Origin of the sequence: Exiguobacterium undae DSM 14481, assembly GCF_000620805.1 — a bacterium.
Classification (GTDB): domain Bacteria; phylum Bacillota; class Bacilli; order Exiguobacteriales; family Exiguobacteriaceae; genus Exiguobacterium_A; species Exiguobacterium_A undae.
Genome location: NZ_KK211187.1, coordinates 52,894 through 77,868, shown reverse-complemented (window position 1 = coordinate 77,868; position 24,975 = coordinate 52,894). Strand labels below are relative to the sequence as shown.

At 49.3% G+C, this 24,975-nt stretch carries 17 protein-coding genes, 2 tRNA genes, 3 rRNA genes, 1 other RNA gene and 1 other annotated feature; of the genes, 20 read left to right on the top strand and 3 right to left on the bottom strand.

The annotated features are described in order from the left end of the window. Nucleotides 1-6 precede the first annotated feature (6 nt). The 7 genes from gyrB (at nt 7) to guaB (ending at nt 12,541) form a co-directional block, all read left to right on the top strand. Nucleotides 7-1,920, top strand: a complete 1,914-nt coding sequence (gyrB, locus tag P397_RS0101085; RefSeq protein ID WP_200869452.1) for a DNA topoisomerase (ATP-hydrolyzing) subunit B — start codon at nt 7-9, stop codon at nt 1,918-1,920. A gap of 27 nt (nt 1,921-1,947) precedes the next feature. Further along, complete coding sequence (gene gyrA / locus P397_RS0101080) at nt 1,948-4,593, top strand: DNA gyrase subunit A (RefSeq protein ID WP_028105341.1); 2,646 nt, start codon at nt 1,948-1,950, stop codon at nt 4,591-4,593. 85 nt (nt 4,594-4,678) lie between these two features. Continuing rightward, the gene (locus P397_RS0101075; protein WP_026831580.1) at nt 4,679-5,725 is read left to right on the top strand and encodes an HD-GYP domain-containing protein; all 1,047 of its coding nucleotides are present in this window, start codon (nt 4,679-4,681) and stop codon (nt 5,723-5,725) included. Between the two features lie 386 nt (nt 5,726-6,111). Beyond that, a 16S ribosomal RNA gene (locus tag P397_RS0101065) occupies nt 6,112-7,673 on the top strand. A gap of 167 nt (nt 7,674-7,840) precedes the next feature. Beyond that, a 23S ribosomal RNA gene (locus tag P397_RS0101060) occupies nt 7,841-10,755 on the top strand. A 48-nt stretch (nt 10,756-10,803) separates the two neighbouring features. Then, nucleotides 10,804-10,919: ribosomal RNA gene (rrf, locus tag P397_RS0101055) — 5S ribosomal RNA — on the top strand. The 16S, 23S and 5S rRNA genes sit together here, the layout of an rRNA operon. 155 nt (nt 10,920-11,074) lie before the next feature. Beyond that, complete coding sequence (gene guaB, locus P397_RS0101050) at nt 11,075-12,541, top strand: IMP dehydrogenase (protein ID WP_026831579.1); 1,467 nt, start codon at nt 11,075-11,077, stop codon at nt 12,539-12,541. A 64-nt stretch (nt 12,542-12,605) separates the two neighbouring features. Here guaB and pdxR read toward each other — a convergent pair whose 3' ends face one another. Beyond that, nucleotides 12,606-14,000: a MocR-like pyridoxine biosynthesis transcription factor PdxR gene (pdxR, locus tag P397_RS0101045; protein WP_028105340.1), complete on the bottom strand. Its 1,395-nt coding sequence runs from the start codon at nt 13,998-14,000 to the stop codon at nt 12,606-12,608. 129 nt (nt 14,001-14,129) lie between these two features. Here pdxR and pdxS point away from each other — a divergent pair, with 129 nt between their 5' ends. The 7 genes from pdxS (at nt 14,130) to P397_RS0101010 (ending at nt 19,413) form a co-directional block, all read left to right on the top strand. Further along, a complete protein-coding gene (gene pdxS / locus P397_RS0101040) occupies nt 14,130-15,017 on the top strand; it encodes a pyridoxal 5'-phosphate synthase lyase subunit PdxS (RefSeq protein ID WP_026831577.1) in 888 nt (295 codons plus the stop codon). Beyond that, complete coding sequence (gene pdxT, locus P397_RS0101035; RefSeq protein ID WP_028105339.1) at nt 15,011-15,589, top strand: pyridoxal 5'-phosphate synthase glutaminase subunit PdxT; 579 nt, start codon at nt 15,011-15,013, stop codon at nt 15,587-15,589. Before pdxS ends, pdxT begins: the two co-directional genes overlap by 7 nt. Before the next feature lie 94 nt (nt 15,590-15,683). Then, entirely contained in the window at nt 15,684-16,934 is a 1,251-nt protein-coding gene (locus P397_RS0101030) for a D-alanyl-D-alanine carboxypeptidase family protein (RefSeq protein WP_028105338.1), read from the top strand. 12 nt (nt 16,935-16,946) lie between these two features. After that, nucleotides 16,947-17,155 (top strand) — a binding site (T-box leader). Nucleotides 17,156-17,216: 61 nt separating this feature from the next. After that, entirely contained in the window at nt 17,217-18,494 is a 1,278-nt protein-coding gene (gene serS, locus P397_RS0101025) for a serine--tRNA ligase (RefSeq protein WP_028105337.1), read from the top strand. Nucleotides 18,495-18,630: 136 nt separating this feature from the next. Continuing rightward, a tRNA-Ser gene (locus P397_RS0101020) sits at nt 18,631-18,721 on the top strand. 34 nt (nt 18,722-18,755) lie between these two features. Continuing rightward, nucleotides 18,756-18,845: transfer RNA gene (locus tag P397_RS0101015), tRNA-Ser, on the top strand. A 106-nt stretch (nt 18,846-18,951) separates the two neighbouring features. Beyond that, the gene (locus P397_RS0101010; RefSeq protein WP_026831573.1) at nt 18,952-19,413 is read left to right on the top strand and encodes a DinB family protein; all 462 of its coding nucleotides are present in this window, start codon (nt 18,952-18,954) and stop codon (nt 19,411-19,413) included. Between the two features lie 42 nt (nt 19,414-19,455). Here the strand turns inward: P397_RS0101010 and P397_RS0101005 are convergent, their stop codons facing one another. Further along, a complete protein-coding gene (locus P397_RS0101005) occupies nt 19,456-20,133 on the bottom strand; it encodes a deoxynucleoside kinase (protein ID WP_026831572.1) in 678 nt (225 codons plus the stop codon). After that, entirely contained in the window at nt 20,130-20,759 is a 630-nt protein-coding gene (locus P397_RS0101000; RefSeq protein ID WP_026831571.1) for a deoxynucleoside kinase, read from the bottom strand. Before P397_RS0101000 ends, P397_RS0101005 begins: the two co-directional genes overlap by 4 nt. Nucleotides 20,760-20,867: 108 nt before the next feature. Between P397_RS0101000 and tadA the strand changes: the two genes are divergently transcribed. From tadA to P397_RS0100975, 6 genes are all read left to right on the top strand, one after another. After that, complete coding sequence (gene tadA, locus P397_RS0100995) at nt 20,868-21,374, top strand: tRNA adenosine(34) deaminase TadA (protein WP_026831570.1); 507 nt, start codon at nt 20,868-20,870, stop codon at nt 21,372-21,374. Nucleotides 21,375-21,422: 48 nt separating this feature from the next. Then, an RNA gene (gene ffs / locus P397_RS17695) (signal recognition particle sRNA large type) lies at nt 21,423-21,689 on the top strand. A 95-nt stretch (nt 21,690-21,784) separates the two neighbouring features. Then, a complete protein-coding gene (gene dnaX, locus P397_RS0100990) occupies nt 21,785-23,467 on the top strand; it encodes a DNA polymerase III subunit gamma/tau (protein ID WP_026831569.1) in 1,683 nt (560 codons plus the stop codon). A gap of 22 nt (nt 23,468-23,489) precedes the next feature. Continuing rightward, entirely contained in the window at nt 23,490-23,810 is a 321-nt protein-coding gene (locus P397_RS0100985) for a YbaB/EbfC family nucleoid-associated protein (protein ID WP_012368932.1), read from the top strand. 18 nt (nt 23,811-23,828) lie between these two features. Further along, the gene (recR, locus tag P397_RS0100980; RefSeq protein ID WP_026831568.1) at nt 23,829-24,428 is read left to right on the top strand and encodes a recombination mediator RecR; all 600 of its coding nucleotides are present in this window, start codon (nt 23,829-23,831) and stop codon (nt 24,426-24,428) included. Further along, nucleotides 24,425-24,649 (top strand): YaaL family protein, encoded by a 225-nt coding sequence (locus tag P397_RS0100975; RefSeq protein ID WP_028105336.1) that lies wholly within the window; start codon nt 24,425-24,427, stop codon nt 24,647-24,649. Before recR ends, P397_RS0100975 begins: the two co-directional genes overlap by 4 nt. Nucleotides 24,650-24,975: the final 326 nt, after the last annotated feature.

The following is a 24,975-nucleotide window of genomic DNA, read 5'->3' as shown; positions in this document are numbered from 1 at the left end:
GAAGATATGGAATTAGAACAAGGGTACGGTGCCGATCAGATTCAGGTGCTTGAAGGTCTAGAAGCCGTTCGGAAACGTCCAGGTATGTATATCGGATCGACTGCATCGAAGGGGCTTCACCACTTAGTGTGGGAAATCGTCGATAACTCGATCGATGAAGCACTCGCAGGGTATTGCGACACAATCAAAGTGACGATTGAACCAGGCAATTCGATTCTGGTCGAAGATAACGGTCGGGGAATCCCGGTCGATATCCAAGAGAAGATGGGACGTCCGGCAGTTGAGGTCATCTTGACCGTGCTTCATGCCGGCGGTAAGTTCGGCGGCGGCGGATATAAAGTATCCGGCGGTCTGCACGGTGTTGGGGCATCCGTTGTTAATGCGCTCTCGACGAAACTCGAAGTCTTCGTCAAACGGAATGAAAAACTGTATTACCAAGCGTACCACCGCGGTGTTCCAGCCGCAGACTTAGCAGTCATCGGAACGTCAGAAGAGACAGGAACGATGATTCGTTTCTTCCCGGATGATGAAATTTTCCAGGAAACACTCGAATACGATTACGATCTGCTCGCAACACGTTTACGTGAGCTGGCATTCTTAAATAAAGGATTAACGATTGAAATTACGGATGATCGGGCAGATGAGCCGATTACACGCAATTTCCATTACGAAGGCGGAATCAAATCATACGTCGAACATTTAAACCGTTCGAAAGAAGTCGTTCACGAAGAACCGGTTTATGTGCATGGTAACCGCGACGGCATCGAAGTCGAAGTCGCGTTGCAGTACAATGACGGATTCGCAGCCAACATCTACTCGTTCACGAACAACATCCCGACGCATGAAGGTGGAACACACGAAACCGGTTTTAAAACCGCGTTGACCCGTGTCATCAACGATTATGCGAAGAAGTTTGGTCTGATGAAAGAGGCGGACGGCACGTTGTCCGGAGAAGATGTCCGCGAAGGGATGACGGCGATCGTTTCGATCAAACACCCGAATCCACAGTTTGAAGGACAAACGAAAACGAAACTCGGTAACTCGGATGCCCGGACGGCAACGGATACGTTGTTCTCGTCTGCGTTTGAACAGTTCATGATGGAAAATCCGACAAGTGCCCGTGCGATCGTTGAAAAGGGTATGATGGCGTCGCGTGCCCGGATGGCCGCAAAACGTGCCCGCGAATTGACACGACGTAAAGGGGTTCTCGAAGTCAGTTCACTTCCAGGGAAGCTTGCCGACTGTTCGTCACGCGATGCAACGATTTCTGAAATCTACATCGTTGAGGGTGACTCGGCCGGTGGTTCAGCCAAATCAGGCCGTGACCGTCACTTCCAAGCGATCTTACCGATCCGGGGTAAAATCTTGAACGTCGAAAAAGCACGTCTTGATAAAATTCTCGGCAGCAATGAGATCCGGACGATCATCACAGCACTTGGGACAAGCATCGGTTCTGAATTCAACATCGAGAAGGCACGGTATCATAAAGTCATCATCATGACCGATGCCGATGTCGATGGTGCCCACATTCGGACACTGTTGCTGACATTCTTCTACCGCTACATGCGTCCGCTTGTCGAGCACGGGTATGTCTATATCGCCCAGCCGCCGCTCTACGGCATCAAACAAGGGAAAAACATCACGTACGTCCACAACGAACGTGAGCTGAACGAAGCATTGGCAGCACTTCCGGAAAATGCACGATACGACATTCAGCGTTACAAAGGTCTCGGTGAGATGGATCCAGAGCAACTTTGGGAAACGACGATGGATCCAAGTGGTCGTCAAATGCTCCGCGTCGAGTTGCAGGACGCGATCGAAGCAGATGAGGTCTTTGACATTTTGATGGGAGACCAGGTAGAACCACGTCGTGACTTTATCCAGTCGCACGCACACTATGTGAAGAACTTGGATATTTAACGTTGAATAGAGAGGGTGGCCATACGAATGTCCGATCAACAAGGGATCATTAAAGATATCAACATTAGTCAAGAAATGCGTACGTCCTTCATGGATTATGCGATGAGTGTCATCGTCGCCCGTGCTTTACCGGACGTCCGTGATGGTTTAAAACCGGGTCACCGTCGTATTTTATATGCGATGAATGACCTCGGTATCCGTGCGGACAAGCCGCACAAAAAATCCGCCCGTATCGTCGGTGAAGTTATCGGTAAGTATCACCCGCACGGTGATTCAGCTGTTTACGACACGATGGTTCGGATGGCGCAGGACTTCAGTTACCGCTATGAGCTCGTCGACGGTCACGGAAACTTTGGATCCGTCGATGGCGACTCTGCCGCTGCCATGCGGTACACGGAAGCCCGTATGTCTAAAATCGCGATGGAAATCATTCGCGATATCAATAAAAATACCGTCAATTTCAAGGACAACTACGACGGATCGGAACGGGAACCAGAAGTCTTGCCGTCCCGTTTCCCGAACTTGCTTGTCAACGGTTCGAGCGGGATCGCGGTCGGGATGGCAACAAACATCCCGCCGCACCAGCTTGGTGAAGTCATTGACGGCGTGTTGGCCTTGTCGCACGATCCGGACATCACGATTCAGGAACTGATGCAGCACATTCCGGGACCTGATTTCCCGACAGCCGGTGAAATTTTAGGACGCAGTGGAATCCGCCGCGCGTATGAAACCGGCCGTGGATCAATCATCGTCCGCGCGAAAGCTGAAATCGAACAGACGAAAAAAGACCGCGAACGAATCATCGTGACGGAGTTGCCGTATCAGGTCAACAAAGCCCGCCTCGTTGAAAAAATCGCCGATCTCGTCCGTGAGAAAAAAATCGAAGGCATCACTGATTTGCGTGATGAGTCGGATCGCCGCGGTATGCGTATCGTCATGGAGATCCGCCGTGATGCGAATGCGAGTGTCATCTTAAATAATCTGTATAAACAGACGTCGATGCAAACGACGTTTGGGGTCAACATGCTCGCGATCGTTGCCGGTCGTCCGCGTACCTTGACACTCAAGGAAATGTTGTACCACTATCTCGAGCACCAAAAAGAAATCGTCCGTCGCCGGACACAGTTTGATCTCGAGAAAGCAGAAGCACGCGAACATCTCTTAGCTGGTTTACGGATTGCCCTTGATCACCTCGATGAAGTTATCAAGATCATCCGTGCGAATCGGACAGCGGATGCTGCCCGTGAACAGTTGATGGACCGGTTTGCTTTATCCGAGAAACAATCGCAGGCGATTCTTGATATGCGTCTCCAACGGTTGACGGGACTTGAGCGTGAGAAGATTGACGCCGAGTACGAGGAGATCATGCAATTGATCACGGAACTCAAAACAATCCTCGAAAGTGACGAAGTCTTACTCGAATTGATTCGGACGGAACTCGAAGAAGTGAAAGAACGCTTCAACGATAAACGCCGGACTGAAATTCGAATGGACCACATCGAATTTGAAGATGAAGATTTGATTCCGGAAAAAGATATCATCATTACGTTGACAAGCAGTGGATACATCAAACGCTTGACGACGGATTCGTACCGCGCGCAACGCCGCGGCGGACGTGGTGTCCAAGGAATCGGGACGAATGATGCCGATTACGTAACACGTCTGTTGTCGTGTTCGACGCATGATACGATTCTCTTCTTTACGAACCGTGGAAAAGTGTACCGGATCCGTGGTTACGAAGTGCCTGAAATGAGCCGGACATCAAAAGGTGTACCGATCATTAACTTGATTCAGATCGAGCGGGACGAAAAAGTCGAGACAATGATTCCGGTCAACTTCAAACGTTACCTCGAAGAGCAACAGACTGGGGAAGCACCTGAAGCCGTCATCGATGTAGACGTAGAAGTGGAAGCGGATGAAACGGAAGAGGTCCTGGATACGGAAGAAGTAATGCAAGATGAGCAAAAATCGCTGATCTTCATGACGCGTAAAGGACGTGTGAAACGTTCACCGTTGTCCGCTTACGCCCGGATCAATAAAAATGGACTGATTGCCATCCGTCTGTTTGAAGATGATGAATTGACATCGGTTCGACTCGCGTCGACGGAAGATGAAGTGTTCACCGTTTCCAACAGCGGGAAAGCGATTCGTTTCCCGATCACCAATGTCCGCTCGATGGGCCGTGGTGCACGCGGCGTCAAAGCGATGAACTTATCCGGTGATGCGATCGTCATCGGGATGGAACTGGCCCGTGACGAACAGGATGTTCTCGTCATCACGGAAAAAGGATTTGGTAAACGGACGCCGATGACGGAGTTCCGGACACAATCCCGTGGCGGTAAAGGTTTGATTGCAAGTAAGGTAACCGATCGTGTTGGTCAAATCGTTGCTCTTCGGATTGTCGACGTCGATGATGACATCATGATCATGACGGAAAGCGGTATCGTCATTCGAACGGATTCACAAAATATCTCAAGTGTCGGACGTAACGCACAAGGGGTAAAAGTCATCCGGATCGAAGAAGGCGATCGTGTTGCAACGGTTGCGAAGCTGAAAAAAGAAGAAGCTGTCGAGGAAGAAATTGCAGCTTTAGAAGAGGGAGCACCTGTTTCAGAAGAACAGACGCTTTCCGATTCTGAGGTAAGTGAAGCATCCGAGCAGACGGAAGAATAAAGGAAGTGCAGCAGAGTGAGGACAAGTTTGTCTTTACTCTGCTATTTTTCTAAAAAAATTGGTGATGGAAAGGAACGAAATAAAGATGCGTGTTGCAACTGAGCGGCTCATCATTGGTGACCGAATCACAGAGTCCCTTTTTTTACATACAGATATTCCGATTGTCGCGGCAGGAAAAAAACTTGGAACAGATGAATTGAGACGAATCAAACGCTTTTTGATTAAAGAAGTAGAGATTGAAGAACGACCGGAGGGAATGGTGGAAGAAACAGCATTGGATGTCACGTCAGACGAGGCAACGGACACCAACCGGTTTGATGAATTGATCGAAACGTACAACCAAGTCTTCACCTCATGGGAACAAGGACGCGTTCCGAATGTGTATGATGCGTTACGTTGGGTCAAGGAATCGGTTCCGGATCGTGTGCAACGTGAAGAAATTCTGCCTTATTTTCTGGAACGGGGGACAGAAGCCTATACCGTCCGCCATGCGATTTATCGTGGCGCGATTGCCCAACTCTTGGCAGAGGCGGTCGGGAAAGAGCGGAAAATGATTCATGATCTCTGGGTGGCATCGTATTTTGCAGACTGTGGACTGGCACGAATCATGGAATGGCGTCATACAAAACGGTATGAAGCGATGCAACAGGAGATTTTCCACCGTCATCCGGCGATGGCGTTCCAAGCGTTACAAAAAGAAAGCATCATTTCGGATACGGTCAAACGATTGATTGTCCAACACCACGAACGTTTGGACGGGTCCGGTTATCCATTGAAAGTCAAAGGCGATAAAATCATGGATCATACACGACTGTTCATCGTCGCGGATGTATTCGCAGCGATGACGAGTTGGCGTCCGTACCGTGAAGCCTATACGTTGTATGATGCCTATTGTTACTTAAAAGTACGCCCGATGCAGTATGACTCTAAATACGTCATGTTGCTTGGACAACTGTTGTTGCCGATTGAAGTCGGTGACCGTGTCTTGATCAGCAACGGTAAAATCGCAACGGTCCTCCGCAAGAATATGGTCTTTGATCGTCCGGTGATTGCGTACGAAGAACATAATCAACGTATCGTCAAAGACTTAATGGAAGAACGTCAATTCAATATCATCCAGTTGATGGATTAAACGAGGCTGCTCTTTCCCGGTCTTGTCGTGATCATCATGTAACGTATATATAGAAGAAACACTCTTTTGAGCGCTGTTCATTCAGTGAAAAAAAGAGTTTTTCTTTTTTTTTATAAAAAATGCTTGTACAATAATAAATCCCATGGTATATTATTTCTTGTCCTTACGAGGACGAGCGCACTGCTGGAAACAAGAAAAAAACTTCTTTCAAAAAGTTGTTGACTTATTGTTTCAGACTTGGTATTCTAATTGAGTCGCCAAAACAGGCGCGAACGAACTTTGAAAACTGAACGATGAGGCAAAAAACGTATCTTCGGATACAAACAATGAATGAAGCGCAAGCTTCGTCAACGTGACTTCGGTCACACAACGAGCAAGTCAAACACTTTATGGAGAGTTTGATCCTGGCTCAGGACGAACGCTGGCGGCGTGCCTAATACATGCAAGTCGAGCGCAGGAAGCTCACGGAACTCTTCGGAGGGAAGTGAAGGGAATGAGCGGCGGACGGGTGAGTAACACGTAAGGAACCTGCCCCAAGGATTGGGATAACTCCGAGAAATCGGAGCTAATACCGAATAGTTCTTCAGACCGCATGGTCTGATGATGAAAGGCGCTTCGGCGTCACCTTGGGATGGCCTTGCGGTGCATTAGCTAGTTGGTGGGGTAATGGCCCACCAAGGCGACGATGCATAGCCGACCTGAGAGGGTGATCGGCCACACTGGGACTGAGACACGGCCCAGACTCCTACGGGAGGCAGCAGTAGGGAATCTTCCACAATGGACGAAAGTCTGATGGAGCAACGCCGCGTGAGTGATGAAGGTTTTCGGATCGTAAAACTCTGTTGTAAGGGAAGAACAGGTATGAGAGGTAATGCTCATGCTATGACGGTACCTTGCGAGAAAGCCACGGCTAACTACGTGCCAGCAGCCGCGGTAATACGTAGGTGGCAAGCGTTGTCCGGAATTATTGGGCGTAAAGCGCGCGCAGGCGGCCTTTTAAGTCTGATGTGAAAGCCCCCGGCTCAACCGGGGAGGGTCATTGGAAACTGGAAGGCTTGAGTACAGAAGAGAAGAGTGGAATTCCATGTGTAGCGGTGAAATGCGTAGAGATGTGGAGGAACACCAGTGGCGAAGGCGACTCTTTGGTCTGTAACTGACGCTGAGGCGCGAAAGCGTGGGGAGCAAACAGGATTAGATACCCTGGTAGTCCACGCCGTAAACGATGAGTGCTAGGTGTTGGGGGGTTTCCGCCCCTCAGTGCTGAAGCTAACGCATTAAGCACTCCGCCTGGGGAGTACGGCCGCAAGGCTGAAACTCAAAGGAATTGACGGGGACCCGCACAAGCGGTGGAGCATGTGGTTTAATTCGAAGCAACGCGAAGAACCTTACCAACTCTTGACATCCCCTTGACCGCTTGAGAGATCAAGTTTTCCCTTCGGGGACAAGGGTGACAGGTGGTGCATGGTTGTCGTCAGCTCGTGTCGTGAGATGTTGGGTTAAGTCCCGCAACGAGCGCAACCCCTATCCTTAGTTGCCAGCATTTAGTTGGGCACTCTAGGGAGACTGCCGGTGACAAACCGGAGGAAGGTGGGGATGACGTCAAATCATCATGCCCCTTATGAGTTGGGCTACACACGTGCTACAATGGACGGTACAAAGGGCAGCGAGACCGCGAGGTGGAGCCAATCCCAGAAAGCCGTTCCCAGTTCGGATTGCAGGCTGCAACTCGCCTGCATGAAGTCGGAATCGCTAGTAATCGCAGGTCAGCATACTGCGGTGAATACGTTCCCGGGTCTTGTACACACCGCCCGTCACACCACGAGAGTTTGCAACACCCGAAGCCGGTGAGGTAACCGCAAGGAGCCAGCCGTCGAAGGTGGGGTAGATGATTGGGGTGAAGTCGTAACAAGGTAGCCGTATCGGAAGGTGCGGCTGGATCACCTCCTTTCTAAGGAAAACGTCCCTTACGGGACATGCCCATCGTTCAGTTTTGAGAGCTCGTCTCTCACGTCTCGAAAGAGACACTCGCACCTTGAAAACTGAAGACATCAACAAGACATCAAACTTTTTATAACCATGTCATTAGACGTGTGTTCTTAGAATACCAAAATGCTAGATCAAGGTATGAAGGGCGTACGGTGGATGCCTTGGCACTAGGAGCCGATGAAGGACGCGACGAACAGCGATATGCTTCGGGGAGCAGTAAGTATGCTTTGATCCGAGGATTTCCGAATGGGGGAACCCACCATCCGTAATGGGATGGGACATGTTACATGAATACATAGTGTAACGTGAGGCAGACCCGGGGAACTGAAACATCTAAGTACCCGGAGGAAGAGAAAGCAAATGCGATTCCCTGAGTAGCGGCGAGCGAAACGGGAACAGCCCAAACCGGAGAGCATGCTCTCCGGGGTTGTAGGACACTCTATACGGAGTCAAAAAGGAAGACAGTAGGTGAACGACCTGGAAAGGTCGGCCGAAGAAGGTGACAGCCCTGTAGCTGAAACTGTTTTCCCTCCAGAGTGGATCCTGAGTACGGCGGGACACGTGAAACCCCGTCGGAATCCGGGAGGACCATCTCCCAAGGCTAAATACTCCCTAGTGACCGATAGTGAACCAGTACCGTGAGGGAAAGGTGAAAAGCACCCCGGAAGGGGAGTGAAATAGATCCTGAAACCGTATGCCTACAAGTAGTCAGAGCCCGTTAATGGGTGATGGCGTGCCTTTTGTAGAATGAACCGGCGAGTTACGATAGCGCGCGAGGTTAAGCTGATGAGGCGGAGCCGTAGCGAAAGCGAGTCTGAATAGGGCGCCATAGTGCGTTGTCGTAGACCCGAAACCAGGTGATCTACCCATGTCCAGGATGAAGGTCAGGTAACACTGACTGGAGGTCCGAACCCACGCACGTTGAAAAGTGCGGGGATGAGGTGTGGGTAGCGGTGAAATGCCAATCGAACCTGGAGATAGCTGGTTCTCCCCGAAATAGCTTTAGGGCTAGCCTCGAGGTTGAGAGTTCCGGAGGTAGAGCACTGATTGGACTAGGGGCCCCCACAGGGTTACCGAATTCAGTTAAACTCCGAATGCCGGCAACTTATACTCGGGAGTCAGACTGCGAGTGATAAGATCCGTAGTCAAGAGGGAAACAGCCCAGACCGCCAGCTAAGGTCCCAAAGTGTATGTTAAGTGGAAAAGGATGTGGCGCTGCCTAGACAGCTAGGATGTTGGCTTAGAAGCAGCCACCATTCAAAGAGTGCGTAATAGCTCACTAGTCGAGTGGCGCCGCGCCGAAAATGTAACGGGGCTAAACATACCACCGAAGCTGCGGATTCCGTAAGGAATGGTAGGGGAGCGTTCCAAACCGCTGTGAAGCTGTACCGTAAGGAGTAGTGGAGCGTTTGGAAGTGAGAATGCCGGTGTGAGTAGCGAAAAGAGGGGTGAGAATCCCCTCCGTCGAAAGCCCAAGGTTTCCTGAGGAAGGCTCGTCCGCTCAGGGTTAGTCTGGACCTAAGCCGAGGCCGAAAGGCGTAGGCGATGGATAACAGGTTGATATTCCTGTACCACCGATCCACCGTTTGAACAATGGGGGGACGCAGGAGGATAGTGACGCATGCGGATGGAAGTGCATGTGTAAGTTTCGAGACCGTCTGATTGGCAAATCCGTCAGGCATCAAAGTCGAGGAACGATGCGGAGTCCCGTAGGGACGAAGGTCACGATTTCACACTGCCAAGAAAAGCCTCTAGTGAGGTGGAAGGTGCCAGTACCGTAAACCGACACAGGTAGGCGGGATGAGAATTCTAAGACGCGCGGGATAACTCTCGTTAAGGAACTCGGCAAAATGGTCCCGTAACTTCGGGAGAAGGGACGCTCTACATGAGTAGAGCCGCAGTGAATAGGCCCAAACGACTGTTTAGCAAAAACACAGGTCTCTGCTAAATCGCAAGATGACGTATAGGGGCTGACGCCTGCCCGGTGCTGGAAGGTTAAGGGGATGGGTTAGCGCAAGCGAAGCTTTGAACCGAAGCCCCAGTAAACGGCGGCCGTAACTATAACGGTCCTAAGGTAGCGAAATTCCTTGTCGGGTAAGTTCCGACCCGCACGAAAGGCGTAACGATTTGGGCACTGTCTCAACGAGAGACCCGGTGAAATCATAGTACCTGTGAAGATGCAGGTTACCCGCGACAGGACGGAAAGACCCCATGGAGCTTTACTACAGCCTGATATTGAGGCTTTGTGCATGATGTACAGGATAGGCGGGAGACGTCGAGACCGGAGCGCCAGCTTCGGAGGAGTCACCCTTGGGATACCGCCCTTCATGCATAGAGTCTCTAACTCGCAGCCGTCATCCGGCTGGAGGACCGTGTCAGGCGGGTAGTTTGACTGGGGCGGTCGCCTCCTAAACAGTAACGGAGGCGCCCAAAGGTTCCCTCAGAATGGTTGGAAATCATTCGTAGAGCGCAAAGGCAGAAGGGAGCTTGACTGCGAGACCTACAAGTCGAGCAGGGACGAAAGTCGGGCTTAGTGATCCGGTGGTTCCGCATGGAAGGGCCATCGCTCAACGGATAAAAGCTACCCTGGGGATAACAGGCTGATCTCCCCCAAGAGTCCACATCGACGGGGAGGTTTGGCACCTCGATGTCGGCTCATCGCATCCTGGGGCTGGAGTAGGTCCCAAGGGTTGGGCTGTTCGCCCATTAAAGCGGTACGCGAGCTGGGTTCAGAACGTCGTGAGACAGTTCGGTCCCTATCCGTCGTGGGCGCAGGAAATTTGAGGAGAGCTGTCCTTAGTACGAGAGGACCGGGATGGACGCACCGCTGGTGTACCAGTTGTTCCGCCAGGAGCATCGCTGGGTAGCTACGTGCGGACGGGATAAATGCTGAAAGCATCTAAGCATGAAGCCCCCTCCAAGATGAGATTTCCCTTTGAGTAATCAAGAAAGACCCCTCAGAGACGATGAGGTAGATAGGTCACGGGTGGAAGCATGGCGACATGCGGAGCTGAGTGATACTAATCGGTCGAGGCCTTGTTCTAGCAGATGATCTTGTTGATGACTTCAGTTTTGAGGGCGCGAGCCCGTCGTCTGGTGACGATAGCCAAGTGGTCACACCCGTTCCCATGCCGAACACGGAAGTTAAGCACTTGAACGCCGAAAGTAGTTGGGGGCTTCCCCCTGTGAGGATAGGACGTTGCCAGGCAATTGAAGAAACCGATCTGCATCTGCAGGTCGGTTTTTTTGTGTTATGTGAAACGTCAGATTGTTCTGATTATTGGAGGAGTCATTGACATGACACCTCCTGCTTGTTACCATAACATCAATATTCTTTTATAGAAGAGAAAGCGAGTGGATAACATGTGGGAGAACAAATTTGCTAAAGAAGGCTTGACGTTTGATGACGTCTTGCTCGTACCACGTCGATCAAGTGTCTTACCGCGAGATGTTGATTTGTCTGTAACGTTATGTGAAGGCATTACTTTAAACATTCCTTTAATCAGTGCTGGAATGGATACTGTCACAGAAGCTCCGATGGCGATTGCCATGGCCCGTCAAGGCGGTCTTGGTGTCATTCACAAGAACATGTCAATGGAAGATCAAGCGGAGCACGTCGACCGCGTTAAACGTTCTGAGAATGGTGTCATCACGAATCCGTTTTATCTCACTCCGGAACGACAAGTCTATGATGCTGAATATCTTATGAGTAAGTATCGCATCTCAGGTGTTCCCATCGTCAACAATGAAACGGAACGGAAGCTTGTTGGTATTTTGACGAACCGTGATCTCCGTTTTGTAAAAGATTACTCGACAGTCATCGAGACGGTCATGACAACGGACGAACTCGTGACTGCGAAAGTCGGAACGTCACTGCAAGAGGCAGAGCAAATTCTCCACAAACATCGGATTGAAAAGTTACCACTCGTTGATGAGAACGGTGTTTTAAAAGGATTGATTACGACAAAGGATATTGAAAAAGTTGAACAATATCCACATGCAGCAAAAGATTCATTAGGGCGCTTGCTTGTTGCCGCAGCGGTCGGTGTGACAAAAGATGCTTCGGTTCGCGCGAAGTTCCTTGTTGATGCAGGTGTTGACGCATTGGTCGTCGATACAGCACACGGTCATTCTGAAGGGGTTCTCGTGAAAGTACGTGAACTGCGAGACGAATATCCGAACTTGCCGATCATTGCCGGAAACGTAGCAACAGCAGAAGCGACACGTGATTTGATTGAGGCTGGTGCATCGGTCATTAAAGTTGGGATTGGTCCTGGATCGATCTGTACGACACGTGTTGTTGCAGGTGTAGGTGTTCCACAAATCACAGCAGTCTTTGATTGTGCGACAGAAGCCCGTAAACACGGCATCTCGATCATTGCAGACGGCGGAATCAAGTATTCGGGTGACATCGTCAAAGCTCTCGCAGCAGGTGGACACGCTGTCATGCTGGGAAGTTTGCTGGCTGGTGTAGAGGAAAGCCCGGGCGAGATGGAAATCTATCAAGGACGTCAGTTCAAGACGTACCGTGGTATGGGTTCTGAGGCGTCCATGAAACGTGGCAGTCAGGATCGTTACTTCCAGGAAGCGGACAAAAAGTTTGTCCCGGAAGGAATCGAAGGTCGCGTCGCCTATCGTGGTAAACTCGGAGATTCTGTTTATCAGCTTGTCGGAGGGATTCGTTCAGGTATGGGATACTGTGGTTCGGCTTCGCTTGAAGAATTACGTGAAGAGACACAATTCATCCGCATGACAGGAGCTGGCTTGCAAGAAAGTCACCCGCATGATATTCAAATTACAAAAGAAGCATCGAACTATACACGTCAATGATTCAAAAACCCTGTCGACCTTTATCGGTCACAGGGTTTTTTTGTGGATAAACATGTGGATAACCTCATTGTAACTGCCAAGCGGCCACCAGTTCAGCGAGTCCTTGTTCCAGGTGTTGTTCCGTGACACTCGCAAAACCGAGGACGATCTGTGGATGAATTGTGGATAACGGCAGTTGGGCATAATCCGATAATCCGTACACTTGAATCGAAGCGTCCTTCGCCCGTTGAAGCAATTCCTGTTCACTCATCCCGTTTGAGACGGACAGCACGACATGGAGTCCGGCACTTTCACCCGTCAATCGTAAAAACGGAATATCACGTAACGCATGGACGACGACATCGAGTTTCCGGCGGTAAATCTTCCGCATCCGGTTCAAATGTTTCTCGAAGTCTCCTTCTTTCATAAACCGCGTTAAAATCGTTTGGTCAAAACGGGACACGCTGCATGTATAGTACGGAAACTCCGTCTGATACCGCTCGAGTAAAAGCCGCGGTAAGACCATGTACCCGATCCGCAATGAAGGCATCAATGATTTCGAAAACGTACTGACATAAATCACACGGTCGCTGTCCATACTATGCAAGGAAGGGATCGATTTCCCGGTGTATCGGAATTCGCTGTCATAATCATCCTCGATGATGTAACGATCTGTTGATTCCGACGCCCAGTTCAACAGTTGCCGTCGGCGGTTGACGGATAAAATACTGCCGGATGGAAACTGATGGGCCGGCGTGACGTACATGACATCGGCCGGACTTTGAATCAGGGAGTGGATCGTTAAACCGTTTTGGTCGACCGGGATTGGAATCGTGGTTCGTTCATGACTTTCAAGTATCAGCCGTGTCGCGTGGTACCCGGGATCTTCGATGCCATAGGTCGTTGTTTTGCCTAATAAAAAGATGATTTGCGGCAATAACTGTTCGACACCGGAGCCGATGATGATCTGTTCCGGCGAACAGACGACACCACGCGAATGATAGAGATAGGTCGCAATTTCAACGCGTAACGGCAAGTCCCCTTGCGGATGACCAAGCGAGACGAGCGATTGATGTTGTTCATCGATGACATCCTTGGCATGTTTTCGCCAACGCGAGAACGGAAACGACGAGCCGTCGATTTTACTCGGATGGAAGTCATAACGCAGAAGCGGTTTTTCGGACGTCCGTTGGCTGGTCGGCAACGGCTTTGTTTTGACATAAGCAAGTTCCTCATACGCCAAGACGAAGTATCCTTTCCGTGAAATCGATTCGACATATCCTTCTGCGACCAACTGCTGGTACGCAAGTTCGATCGTCGTTTGACTGAGGTTTAAAAACTGACCGAGTTTTCGTTTTGACGGTAATTTCGTGCCATACGCCAAACGGCCCTCGATGATTTCCTGGCGGATTTGTTGATAGAGCTGTTCGTACAGAGGACGATGGCTTTCCCGTATTAACTCGAACGATAGCATATCCATAAGTTGTCTCCTTTTTACTGACCTGGTTAATTCATCATAAACTGATACTTTTAAAATAGTCAACGAAGAATATACTAGGAACTATCACCGATTAAACATGACATCACTTTTTAGGGGGAGTTCAGAATGATGGAACGGCAACAAGGATCTGATCGTGTTAAAAGAGGAATGGCGGAAATGCAGAAGGGCGGCGTCATCATGGATGTCGTCAACGCGGAACAAGCTAAAATTGCGGAAGCGGCTGGAGCGGTCGCAGTCATGGCACTCGAACGCGTACCGTCCGATATTCGTCGGGATGGCGGCGTCGCCCGGATGGCCGATCCGCTCATTACAGAAGAGGTCTTACAGGCGGTATCGATTCCAGTCATGGCGAAATGCCGAATCGGACATATCGTTGAAGCACGGATCCTTGAGTCAATGGGAGCAGACTTCATTGATGAGAGCGAAGTGCTGACACCGGCGGATGAAGAGTACCATTTGTTGAAATCCGCCTTCACGGTACCGTTTGTCTGCGGGGCACGTGATTTAGGGGAAGCGGCGCGACGGATTGCAGAAGGCGCTGCGATGATCCGGACAAAAGGTGAACCGGGAACCGGTAACGTGGTGGAAGCCGTCCGACATATGCGCAAGATTCAAGCCCAGCTAAATCAAATTCTTCACTCACCGGCGGATGAAGTGATGACCCGTGCAAAAGAGTGGGGAGCACCGTACGAAGTCTTGCAACAGATTCAAGCAGCGGGTCGTCTTCCGGTCGTGAATTTTGCGGCAGGCGGGATTGCGACTCCCGCGGATGCGGCATTGATGATGCATCTCGGGGCAGACGGGGTTTTCGTCGGCTCAGGTATTTTTAAATCAGAGCATCCGGAACGTGTGGCGAAAGCCATCGTTGAAGCGGTGACTTACAAAGATGATTTCGAGCGCATCGCGCATCTGTCGAAGGGACTAGGGACAGCGATGAAAGGAATCGATGTGACGTCGATGCCGTTTGAGGAACGGATGGCACCACGCGGATGGTAATCGGTATCCTGGGTGTTCAAGGGGCAGTTCGCGAACACGAGCAGATCTTGCGGACATTAGGCGTGGAAACGGTGGTCGTTAAATCCGTGACCGATCTCGACGGAATCGATGGATTGGTTTTACCCGGGGGAGAATCCACGACGATGCGCCGGTTAATTGACCGGTACGGATTGCTCGATGTCTTGCGGAGCAAAGTCACGACACTGCCGATGTTTGGAACGTGTGCGGGAATGATTTTATTGGCAAGCGAATTGAATGAAGGACCGGCGCACCTCCAGGCGATTCCAATGAAGGTCAGACGGAATGCGTTTGGACGGCAAGTTGATAGTTTTGAAACGATGCTGGCGGTTGAAGGGGTTGGGCAGGATGTCGAAGCCGTTTTCATCCGGGCACCTTACGTCGAGCAGGTCGGAGAAGGGGTCCGGGTGTTGGCGAAGGCGGAGGACGCCATCGTGACCGTCGAAACGGATCTTCACCTCGCCTGTTCCTTTCATCCGGAATTGACGACAGATTCACGCCTGCACCATTATTTCATTCAAAAAATCAATCAATCCCGATCGATTTCGGTATGAGAAGAAGTACGGGAGAAACCGTCAGTTTACGGCTGTCGGTTTCTTTTTTTATGCTACACTGAAAAGACATAACATCATGTGAAGGAGAGGACCGATGAAACGTCTTTTCATGCTTTTTCTGAGTGCGCTCCTACTGACAGCTGGTTTGTCGCCGATGACGGGCCATGCTGCTGAGCCGCCAGCCATTCAAGCGGAATCTTACATAATGGTTGATGCGGTCACAGGAAAGGTTTTATTGGCAGAGGAGGCTGATTTAGCCTTACCTCCTGCTTCGATGACCAAGTTGATGACACTATATCTCGTGCGCCAACAGATCGAACAAAAAAAACTGTCCTGGAATCAGACCGTCAAACCGAGTGCCAAAGTATTGAAATTAGCAAAAACGGAAGGGATTGCCCGTCTTCCGATTCGAAAAACGACGTACACAATCCGGGAGCTGTACGATGCGGCGCTGATCAAATCAGCAAATGATGCGGCCGTTCTGCTGGCTGAAGTCATGGCGGGAACGGAAATGCAATTCGTCGAACAGATGAATGAGACGGCTGCCTCGCTTGGGATGAAAGATACTGAATATGCCAATGCGTCCGGTCTCGACGCGGTGGATGCGACATTGCCGGGTACCAATTTGATGACCGCGATGGACATTGCATTATTGATCATCCGTTACATTCAGGAGTATCCGGATGTTCTGGACGTTACGAAACGTTCGGCCATCACCATCAATGGGGAGAAAGTCGAGAATTCGAACAAGATGTTGACCCGTCAACCGTATGCCTATTCGGGCATGCGGGGGATGAAGACGGGAACGACGGATCTTGCCGGGTACTGTTTTGCCAGTGTGGCGACGCGCGGAAATTTGACGCTCGTATCTGTCGTCATGCGAACGACATCTGATAAAGCGCGCTTCACGGAAACCAAAAAATTGTTGGATTACGGTTTTGCGTCCTTTGAACCGTTGACGTATTACGGAAAAGGGGAACAAATCAAACGGGTGTTACCAATCAAAGGGGCAAAACAAGCCCGTTATGATGTCGTCACGAAAACCCCACTGTATGTTACCGTCTCGACAAACAAATCGGACCAACGTCCACCGGTCTTTCAGTTTTCAAAAGAACAGGCTCCCTTAAAGCGGGGAGAGGCGATCGGAACGGTCCAGGTCGAAGACGAGGGTTTGTATTTGCCCGGCTTCTCGGTACCTCATGCCGTGTTGTACAGTGCTGAAACGGTTAAACTCGCCAGTTTTCAGACGCGGCTGTTTCGGGCGATTTCGGCCTGGTCCGAAAAAATCAGTCAGGCAATTCATCAACCAACCCTTGTCAATCGTCAAGGGGATAGTGTAAAGTAAAGCTAATCTCATAATGATGTCATGAACGGACCAAGTAAAAGCATTTATTCTGTTAAGAGAGCTAGTGGGTGGTGTGAACTAGTCAGAAGGATACTTTGAATCGAGCCGGATCACACACCTTGCGAACAAGGTGCGGGTACGCCCGTTATCGCGTCTTTAGAGTGGGCTAGTTGAACTAGCAATGAGGGTGGCAACGCGGATCCAGGTGATTCGTCCCTCTTCGGTTTTTGAACCGGAGAGGGATGGATTGCCTTTTTTTATTGAAAAAAAGGAGGAGAAAACATGATTGATATTAAACGATTACGACAGGATTTTGATGCGATTCAAGAAAAACTTGCCCACCGAGGTGAAGATTTGACGGACATGAACCGGTTCATCGAACTCGATGAGAAGCGCCGGGAATTAATTGCAAAAACAGAAGTTCTGAAAGCGGAACGGAATGAAGCGACGAAAAAAATCGCTGAACTGAAACGCAATAAAGAAAACGCCGATGAGGCGATCGCTGCGATGCGTCAAGTTGGGGATCAAGTCAAAGCACTTGATGACGAACTGCGCGAGGTCGAAGCAACACTCAACTTGCTGTTACTCGGGATTCCGAACATTCCTCACGACAGCGTCCCGATCGGTTCTACGGAAGATGATAATGTCGTCATCCGGGAAGTCGGCGACAAGCCAGCCTTTGATTTCGAAGCCGTTCCGCACTGGGATTTGATGGAACAGTTAAAAATCGTCGACGTCGAACGGGCAGGAAAAGTAACGGGAAGCCGGTTCGTCTTTTACCGGGGTGCCGGTGCACGTCTCGAGCGGGCATTGATCAACTTCATGATGGATCTGCACCAAGATAAAAACGGGTACACGGAAATTCTTCCGCCACTCATGGTCAACCGGGACTCAATGACAGGAACAGGACAACTTCCGAAGTTTGAAGAAGATGCCTTCAAAATCGAAGACACGAACTACTTCCTCGTCCCGACAGCAGAAGTACCGGTGACGAACATGCACCGGGACGAAATTCTGTCAGCCGACCAGTTGCCGATTGGTTACGCGGCCTACAGCCAGTGTTTCCGCTCTGAAGCCGGTTCTGCCGGTCGTGATACACGCGGTCTGATCCGCCAACACCAGTTCAACAAAGTCGAACTCGTTCGTTTCGTCAAACCGGAAGAATCTTACGAACAGCTTGAACTGTTGACGGCGCAAGCAGAAGACGTCTTGAAATTACTCAAATTACCGTATCAGGTCTTAAGCATGTGTACAGCGGATCTTGGTTTCACGGCTGCGAAGAAATATGATATCGAAGTCTGGATGCCGAGCCAAGGGGTGTACCGTGAAATCTCTTCTTGTTCAAACTTTGAAGATTTCCAAGCACGCCGGGCACAAATCCGCTTCCGCCGCGAAGCGAACGCAAAACCGGAATTCGTGCATACGTTAAACGGATCAGCGTTAGCTGTCGGACGGACAGTAGCAGCAATCCTTGAGAATTACCAGCAAGCGGATGGGTCAGTTGTTATTCCAGAAGTGCTTCGTCCATACATGGGTGGTCTTGAAGTGATTCAAGCGTAAGTAGGGAAGGGGGATTTCCCCCTTCTGATTTTTTAAAAAGTTTTTTTAGAAAAAGGCTTTACACAGGAAAACCAAGATGCTATTATAATTTATGTCAGGAAGGCGCTTGTGCAACACAACGCTCGATTATAAGTACGGAGGCGTACTCAAGTGGTTTAAGAGAACGGTCTTGAAAACCGTCAGGCGGCGAAAGCCGTGCGTGGGTTCGAATCCCACCGCCTCCTCCACTTCTTTTTTTTTACCTAAAATTACATTTAACATGGAGTCGTACCCAAGCCCGGCTGAAGGGGACGGACTCGAAATCCGTTAGGGGTCGCAAGGCCCGCGTGGGTTCGAATCCCACCGACTCCGCTTATATAAGCATCCTACCTGTTGGGTAGGGTGCTTTTTTGTTGATTCGATCAGACGCTGCATGCTATGTTTTCCTACATCCGAAAAGGAAAAAGGAGAAAACATCATGATGATTACGAAACACATGCTACTCACACACTATCAAGAGACACTCGACTTCGTTCGGGGGCTTGAACACATATCGGAAGATGCCTGGCGGACACCGTATGCTGAAGGAAAATGGACGGTCGCTGAAATCGTCGGACATTTATCACCTTGGGACCGGTTCATCGTCGCAGAACGTTTACCGTATGTCTTGGCAGATGAACCGTTCCGTGTGACGCCGGACAGTCAGGCAGTCAACGAAGAAGCAGCGAAGATGAGCCGGGAACAGCAACGGATTTTAACGATTGATGAATTTTTAGTCAGCCGTGACCGCTTGCGTATTGCCGTCGACTTGATTCCGGAAGACCGGTTAACGGATACGTTTACGTCAAAAGGCAAAACGATTTCACTGCTTGATTTTTTAGGGGCAATGATGCAACATGACCTTCATCATCAAGCACAAATTAAACAAGTCACCGCTTGATAAAAAAAAGCCCGTTGACGGATTCGTCAGCGGGCTTTTGTATTAGCGGACTTTCGCAGCTCGGGCAACTTCAAGTTGCTTGTCGATTTTTGATAAAATCCGTTCGATTGATTCCGGCTCGTTTAACAGATCGTACTCATCGATCGACAAACGGAGGACAGGACAAATCGTAAAGTTGTTGATCCAGTTCGTATAGCGCTCATACATCTCTTCCCAATACTCGATTGGTGTTTGCTGTTCCATCTCGCGTCCGCGGAGACGAATCCGCTCCAAGACCTGTTCGAAGGAACCTTCAAGATAAATCAACAAATCCGGATGTGGGAAGAACGGCGTCATGACCATTGCGTCAAAGAGACTTGAGTAAGTCTCGTAGTCTGTTGGTGACATCGTCCCTTTTTCGAAATGCATTTTTGCAAAGATGCCTGTATCTTCGTAAATCGAGCGATCCTGGATGAACCCGCCGCCGTATTGGAAGATTTTCTTTTGTTCCTTAAATCGTTCTGCTAAGAAATAGATCTGTAAGTGGAAGCTCCACCGCTCGAAATCATGGTAGAATTTATCGAGGTAAGGGTTCGTATCGACTTTTTCAAGAGATGTCCGGAAACCAAGTGAGTCTGCTAGACCGTTCGTGATCGTCGATTTCCCGATACCGACCATTCCGCCGATCGTGATGACGGCGTCTGCCGGGATATTGTACTTTTCGCGTAACTTCGAGTTCATGCGTGGTTCGCTCCTTCATATAATTCATTGCGGATCTTTGTCAGGACATATTCCAAATCTTCCGGACGTTTGACGAAGTCCAGTTCATCCCCGTTAAAACGGATGACTTTGACTTCCGGGTGTTTGGCTTGATAATCCGTGACGAACGTTTCGTAGTCGGCTGCCAATTGCTCGAGATAAGCCCGTGACATGTTTTCTTCGATCTCACGCCCTCGTAACGCAACACGTTTCATTAACGTATCGATGCTCGCATCCAAATAGATGACGGCATCCGGTTTTGGCATATCCGTCGTCAGGATCGAGTAGATTTGTTCGTATTTATCGAGGTGTTCGACTTTCAGAGAACGATGGGCAAAAATGAGATTCTTAAAGATATGATAATCAGCGACGACAGAGCGTTGCTTGCTGAGATAGTGACGTTCGATATCATCGAGTTGCTTAAAGCGATTACACAGGAAGAACATTTCCGTTTGGAAACTCCATTCTTCGATGTCTTCATAGAACTTTCCAAGAAAGGGATTTTCTTCGACGATTTCGCGTAACATAGAAAATGAGAAATGATGACTGATGGCGTTCGCAAGTGAAGTTTTGCCAACACCAATTGGTCCTTCAACCGTTATGAACATATTCAATTACCCTCCGTTCAGCAAAGTGCAATTTATATTTTAGCACAAAGAAGCGGCACCTGCTGAAGTTTCAGCGGGAGAATTTTTGTAAAGATAGGAAGTGTGAAGATGGAACGGCATGAACACTATATGCGCCTTGCAATCGAGGAAGCAAAAAAAGCAGCATTGATTGGAGAAGTTCCGATTGGGTGTGTCATCGTCAAGGGAGATGAGGTGATTGCTTCCGGTTACAACCACCGGGAAACGAATCATCAAGCGACCGCACATGCCGAATTACTGGCGATTGAAGAAGCATGTGAAAAGCTGGCCAACTGGCGTCTTGAAGGATGCGAACTCTATGTGACACTCGAACCTTGCCCGATGTGTGCCGGGGCGATCATGTTGTCACGGATCGAACATGTCATCTTTGGTGCGGTCGATCCAAAGGGCGGATGCTGTGGCACCTTGATGAATCTCGTTCAAGATGAACGGTTTAATCATGTGTCGCAATTGACGGGTGGTGTTCTCGAACAAGAGTGTGGCGAGATGCTGACGTCTTTTTTCCGGGAGCTCCGTGCGAAAAAGAAACAACAGAAACGGGCAATGGGTTGCAACGAAACGAATGAAACAGTATAATGAAAAAGCACTCGAAACAAGTGCCACTAAAATACGATAAACCATTTGCCGTGCTAGGTGGGGATGTAGCGGTTCCCTGTCACTCGCAATCCGCTATAGCGAGACTGAATTCCATATCGAGGGATAGGATTGGTGTGGTCTGCCTTACGTAAGTAGCGTTGACGTCTGAGTCCTGCGCAACAGATACCCATGAATCAGGTCAGGTCCGGAAGGAAGCAGCCTTAAGTGGTGCTCTCTGTGTGCCGCGGGAGCGCTTGGACTGAGCAGGCTGCGTGAGTAACGCATGTTGAACCTATTTCAGAATATGGTGCGCGGCAGTTTAATTTTAGATAACAAGTCTACAGCCGGTTTCGGTTGTAGACTTTTTTAGGTAGAATAGAATCAGGATCATAAAAAGAGGAGGCGCAAATTTGGCCTATCAAGCATTATATCGTGTGTACCGCCCTCAGCGTTTTGATGAAGTCGTCGGACAAGCCCACATCACCCGGACGATTCAAAATGCCTTGATGGAACAACGGATGTCACATGCGTATCTGTTTTCTGGACCACGCGGGACAGGAAAAACCAGTCTGGCTAAAATCATTGCCAAGGCAATCAACTGTGAACAAGCACCTGTAAACGAACCGTGTAACGAGTGTCCGACATGTCGGGCGATTACGGAAGGATCAAGTCCGGACGTCTTTGAAATCGATGCGGCTTCAAACAACGGTGTCGATGAAATCCGGGAAATCCGGGATAAGGTCAAATATCCACCATCTGAAGCGGCGTACAAAGTCTACATCATTGATGAAGTGCATATGTTGTCGACAGGTGCATTTAACGCCTTGCTGAAAACACTTGAAGAACCCCCTGCCCACGCCATCTTCATTTTGGCGACGACAGAACCTCATAAAATCCCGGCGACGATTATCTCACGCTGTCAGCGGTTTGACGTCAAACGGCACGAAGTCGATCAATTGATGGAGCGGATGCAGTACATCTTATCGGATCAAACGATCGGTTATACCGAAACCGCTTTACGGCTTATTGCCCGGGCAGCGGATGGCGGGATGCGGGATGCCTTGAGTCTGCTCGATCAAGCGGTTGCCTTTTCCAATGGAGATTTAAACGATGATGCTGTGCTGGAAGTGACGGGTGCCGTAGAGGATGAAGCGTTACTTGCTGTCGCCAACGCCCTGCATGCCCATCAAGTCGATCAGCTTTTACAGACGCTGGAACAGATGCAGCGCGCAGGGAAAGACTTGAAACGGTTCGTTGAGGATTTGGTCTTTTTCTACCGGGATACCTTACTCCTGAAAGCTTCTCCGACGGCGGTTGATCTGCTGGAGCGGGCACGACCGACAGCGGAATTCAAAACATTCGTCGAGACGATTGAGACGGAAACCTGCTTCCATATCATCGAGCAGTTGCATGACTGTCAACAGCAGATGCGGTTGACGAATCATCCGCGTGTCCTCGTTGAGATTGCCTTCATTCAGATTGCCGAACAGGGACGGACAACCGGACAGATCGTTCAATCCTTGCAACAGGAAGTCCGTGAACTGAAAGAACAGATGCATCAATTAAAAGTCACCGGAGTTCCGGCAGCTGAGAATACACCTGCACAGCCCGTCAAACGGAAACAAGCGCGACCGACTGTACGAATTGCCAAGGAGCGGATCCGTCAGATGTTGAGTCGGGCGGAAAAAGCCCAGCTGCTTGAGATTCAGGAACGCTGGGATGCGATCTTGAAGTTGATTCTTAAGCAGGATGGTCCCATTTATTCCTTGGTGCATGAAAGTAAACCGGTCTTATGTTCAGCCGATACGTTATTGATTGAGTTTGATAACGGTAAAGGATGGCATTTCGAACAAGTCATGACCAATGAACGCACACGTTTCGTCATCGAAGAAGCGTTGTTTGAAGTCTGCGGAGTCAAACGTGAAATTCTTGCGATTCTCGATAACGATTGGAAAGAACTCAAAGCAGAGTTTGTTGCGAAACGAAATAGTAGTAATATAGAAGAGAAAGAAGTGGCAGTCGAATCGGAAGAAGATCGATTGTTGTCCGAGACGTTGGGACGATTTGGTGATATCGTAGAATTCGAAGACTAATTTCATTAGAGGAGGAACAATTATGCGCGGTATGGGAAACATGAACAATATGATGAAACAGATGCAAAAGATGCAAAAAGATATGGCGAAAGCCCAAGAAGAGTTAAAAGACCTTACGGTGACAGGCACGGCTGGTGGAGAAATGGTATCGGTTGTAGCAGATGGTCACAAAAATATCATCGATGTCATCATTAAAGAAGAAGTCGTTGATCCGGACGATGTGGAAATGATTCAAGACCTCGTACTTGCTGCGACGAATGACGCTTTGAAAAAGGTGGATGAACTCGTGTCGAGCAAGATGGGTAAATTTACACAAGGGATGAACATGCCGGGAATGTTTTAAACTGTAGGAGGAAACGACGTGCAATATCCTGAAGCGATCAGCCGCTTGATTGAAAGTTTCACGAAGTTACCGGGGATTGGTCCGAAAACGGCTGTTCGTCTCGCGTTTCATGTCTTGGATATGGAAGAAGACGATGTGTTGATGTTCGGTAAAGCCCTGGTAAGTGCGAAACGTGATATTTCGTACTGTAGCATCTGTGGGAACATTACAGATAAAGATCCATGTTACGTCTGTTCAGACAAGCACCGTAACCGGACAATCGTTTGTGTTGTCCAAGATTCGCGTGATGTCATTGCAATGGAAAAGATGCGTGATTACCAAGGGTTGTATCATGTCCTCCACGGCGCAATCAGTCCAATGGAAGGAATTGGTCCTGAAGATATTAACGTATCGAGTCTATTAACACGTCTGCAAGCGGACGAAGGCATTACAGAGATCATTTTGGCAACGAATCCGAACATTGAAGGGGAAGCGACAGCAATGTATTTGTCGCGCTTACTGAAACCGACCGGAATTCGTGTCACACGTATTGCACACGGTTTGCCTGTCGGAGGCGATCTGGAGTATGCGGATGAAGTCACTCTATCGCGTGCCATGGAGGGAAGACGCGAGTTATGAGTTGGTTTCGAAAAAAGATCCGAGCCGAATACGATGAACGTTTCCTTCAAGAACTGGCGCAAGCAAAAGAGAATTATCTGATGAAACGACATTTACTTGAAATCAGTTATGATGATTACGGGGATCTTGAGGCGCAAATGAAGCTGGCTGAATCCTTGTACTTCTTTTATATAAGAGAAGCAAAACAAAGACGGGTTTCATTAACCACGTTAAGATCGTGATCAGGAGGACGAAAAGAGGCTGTTGCCCGCACAAGGGTCAGTCTCTTTTTCTTTTTTTAAATTAGTTTTGAAAAAGTGTTGTCAGACTGTAATTATCGTGGTATATTAATTCTTGTCCTTACGAGGACGAGCGCACTGCTGGAAACAACAAAAAAACTTCTTTTAAAAAGTTGTTGACTTATTGTTTCAGACTTGGTATTCTAATTGAGTCGCCAAAACAGGCGCGGACGAACTTTGAAAACTGAACGATGAGGCAAAAAACGTATCTTCGGATACAAACAATGAATGAAGCGCAAGCTTCGTCAACGTGACTTCGGTCACAACAA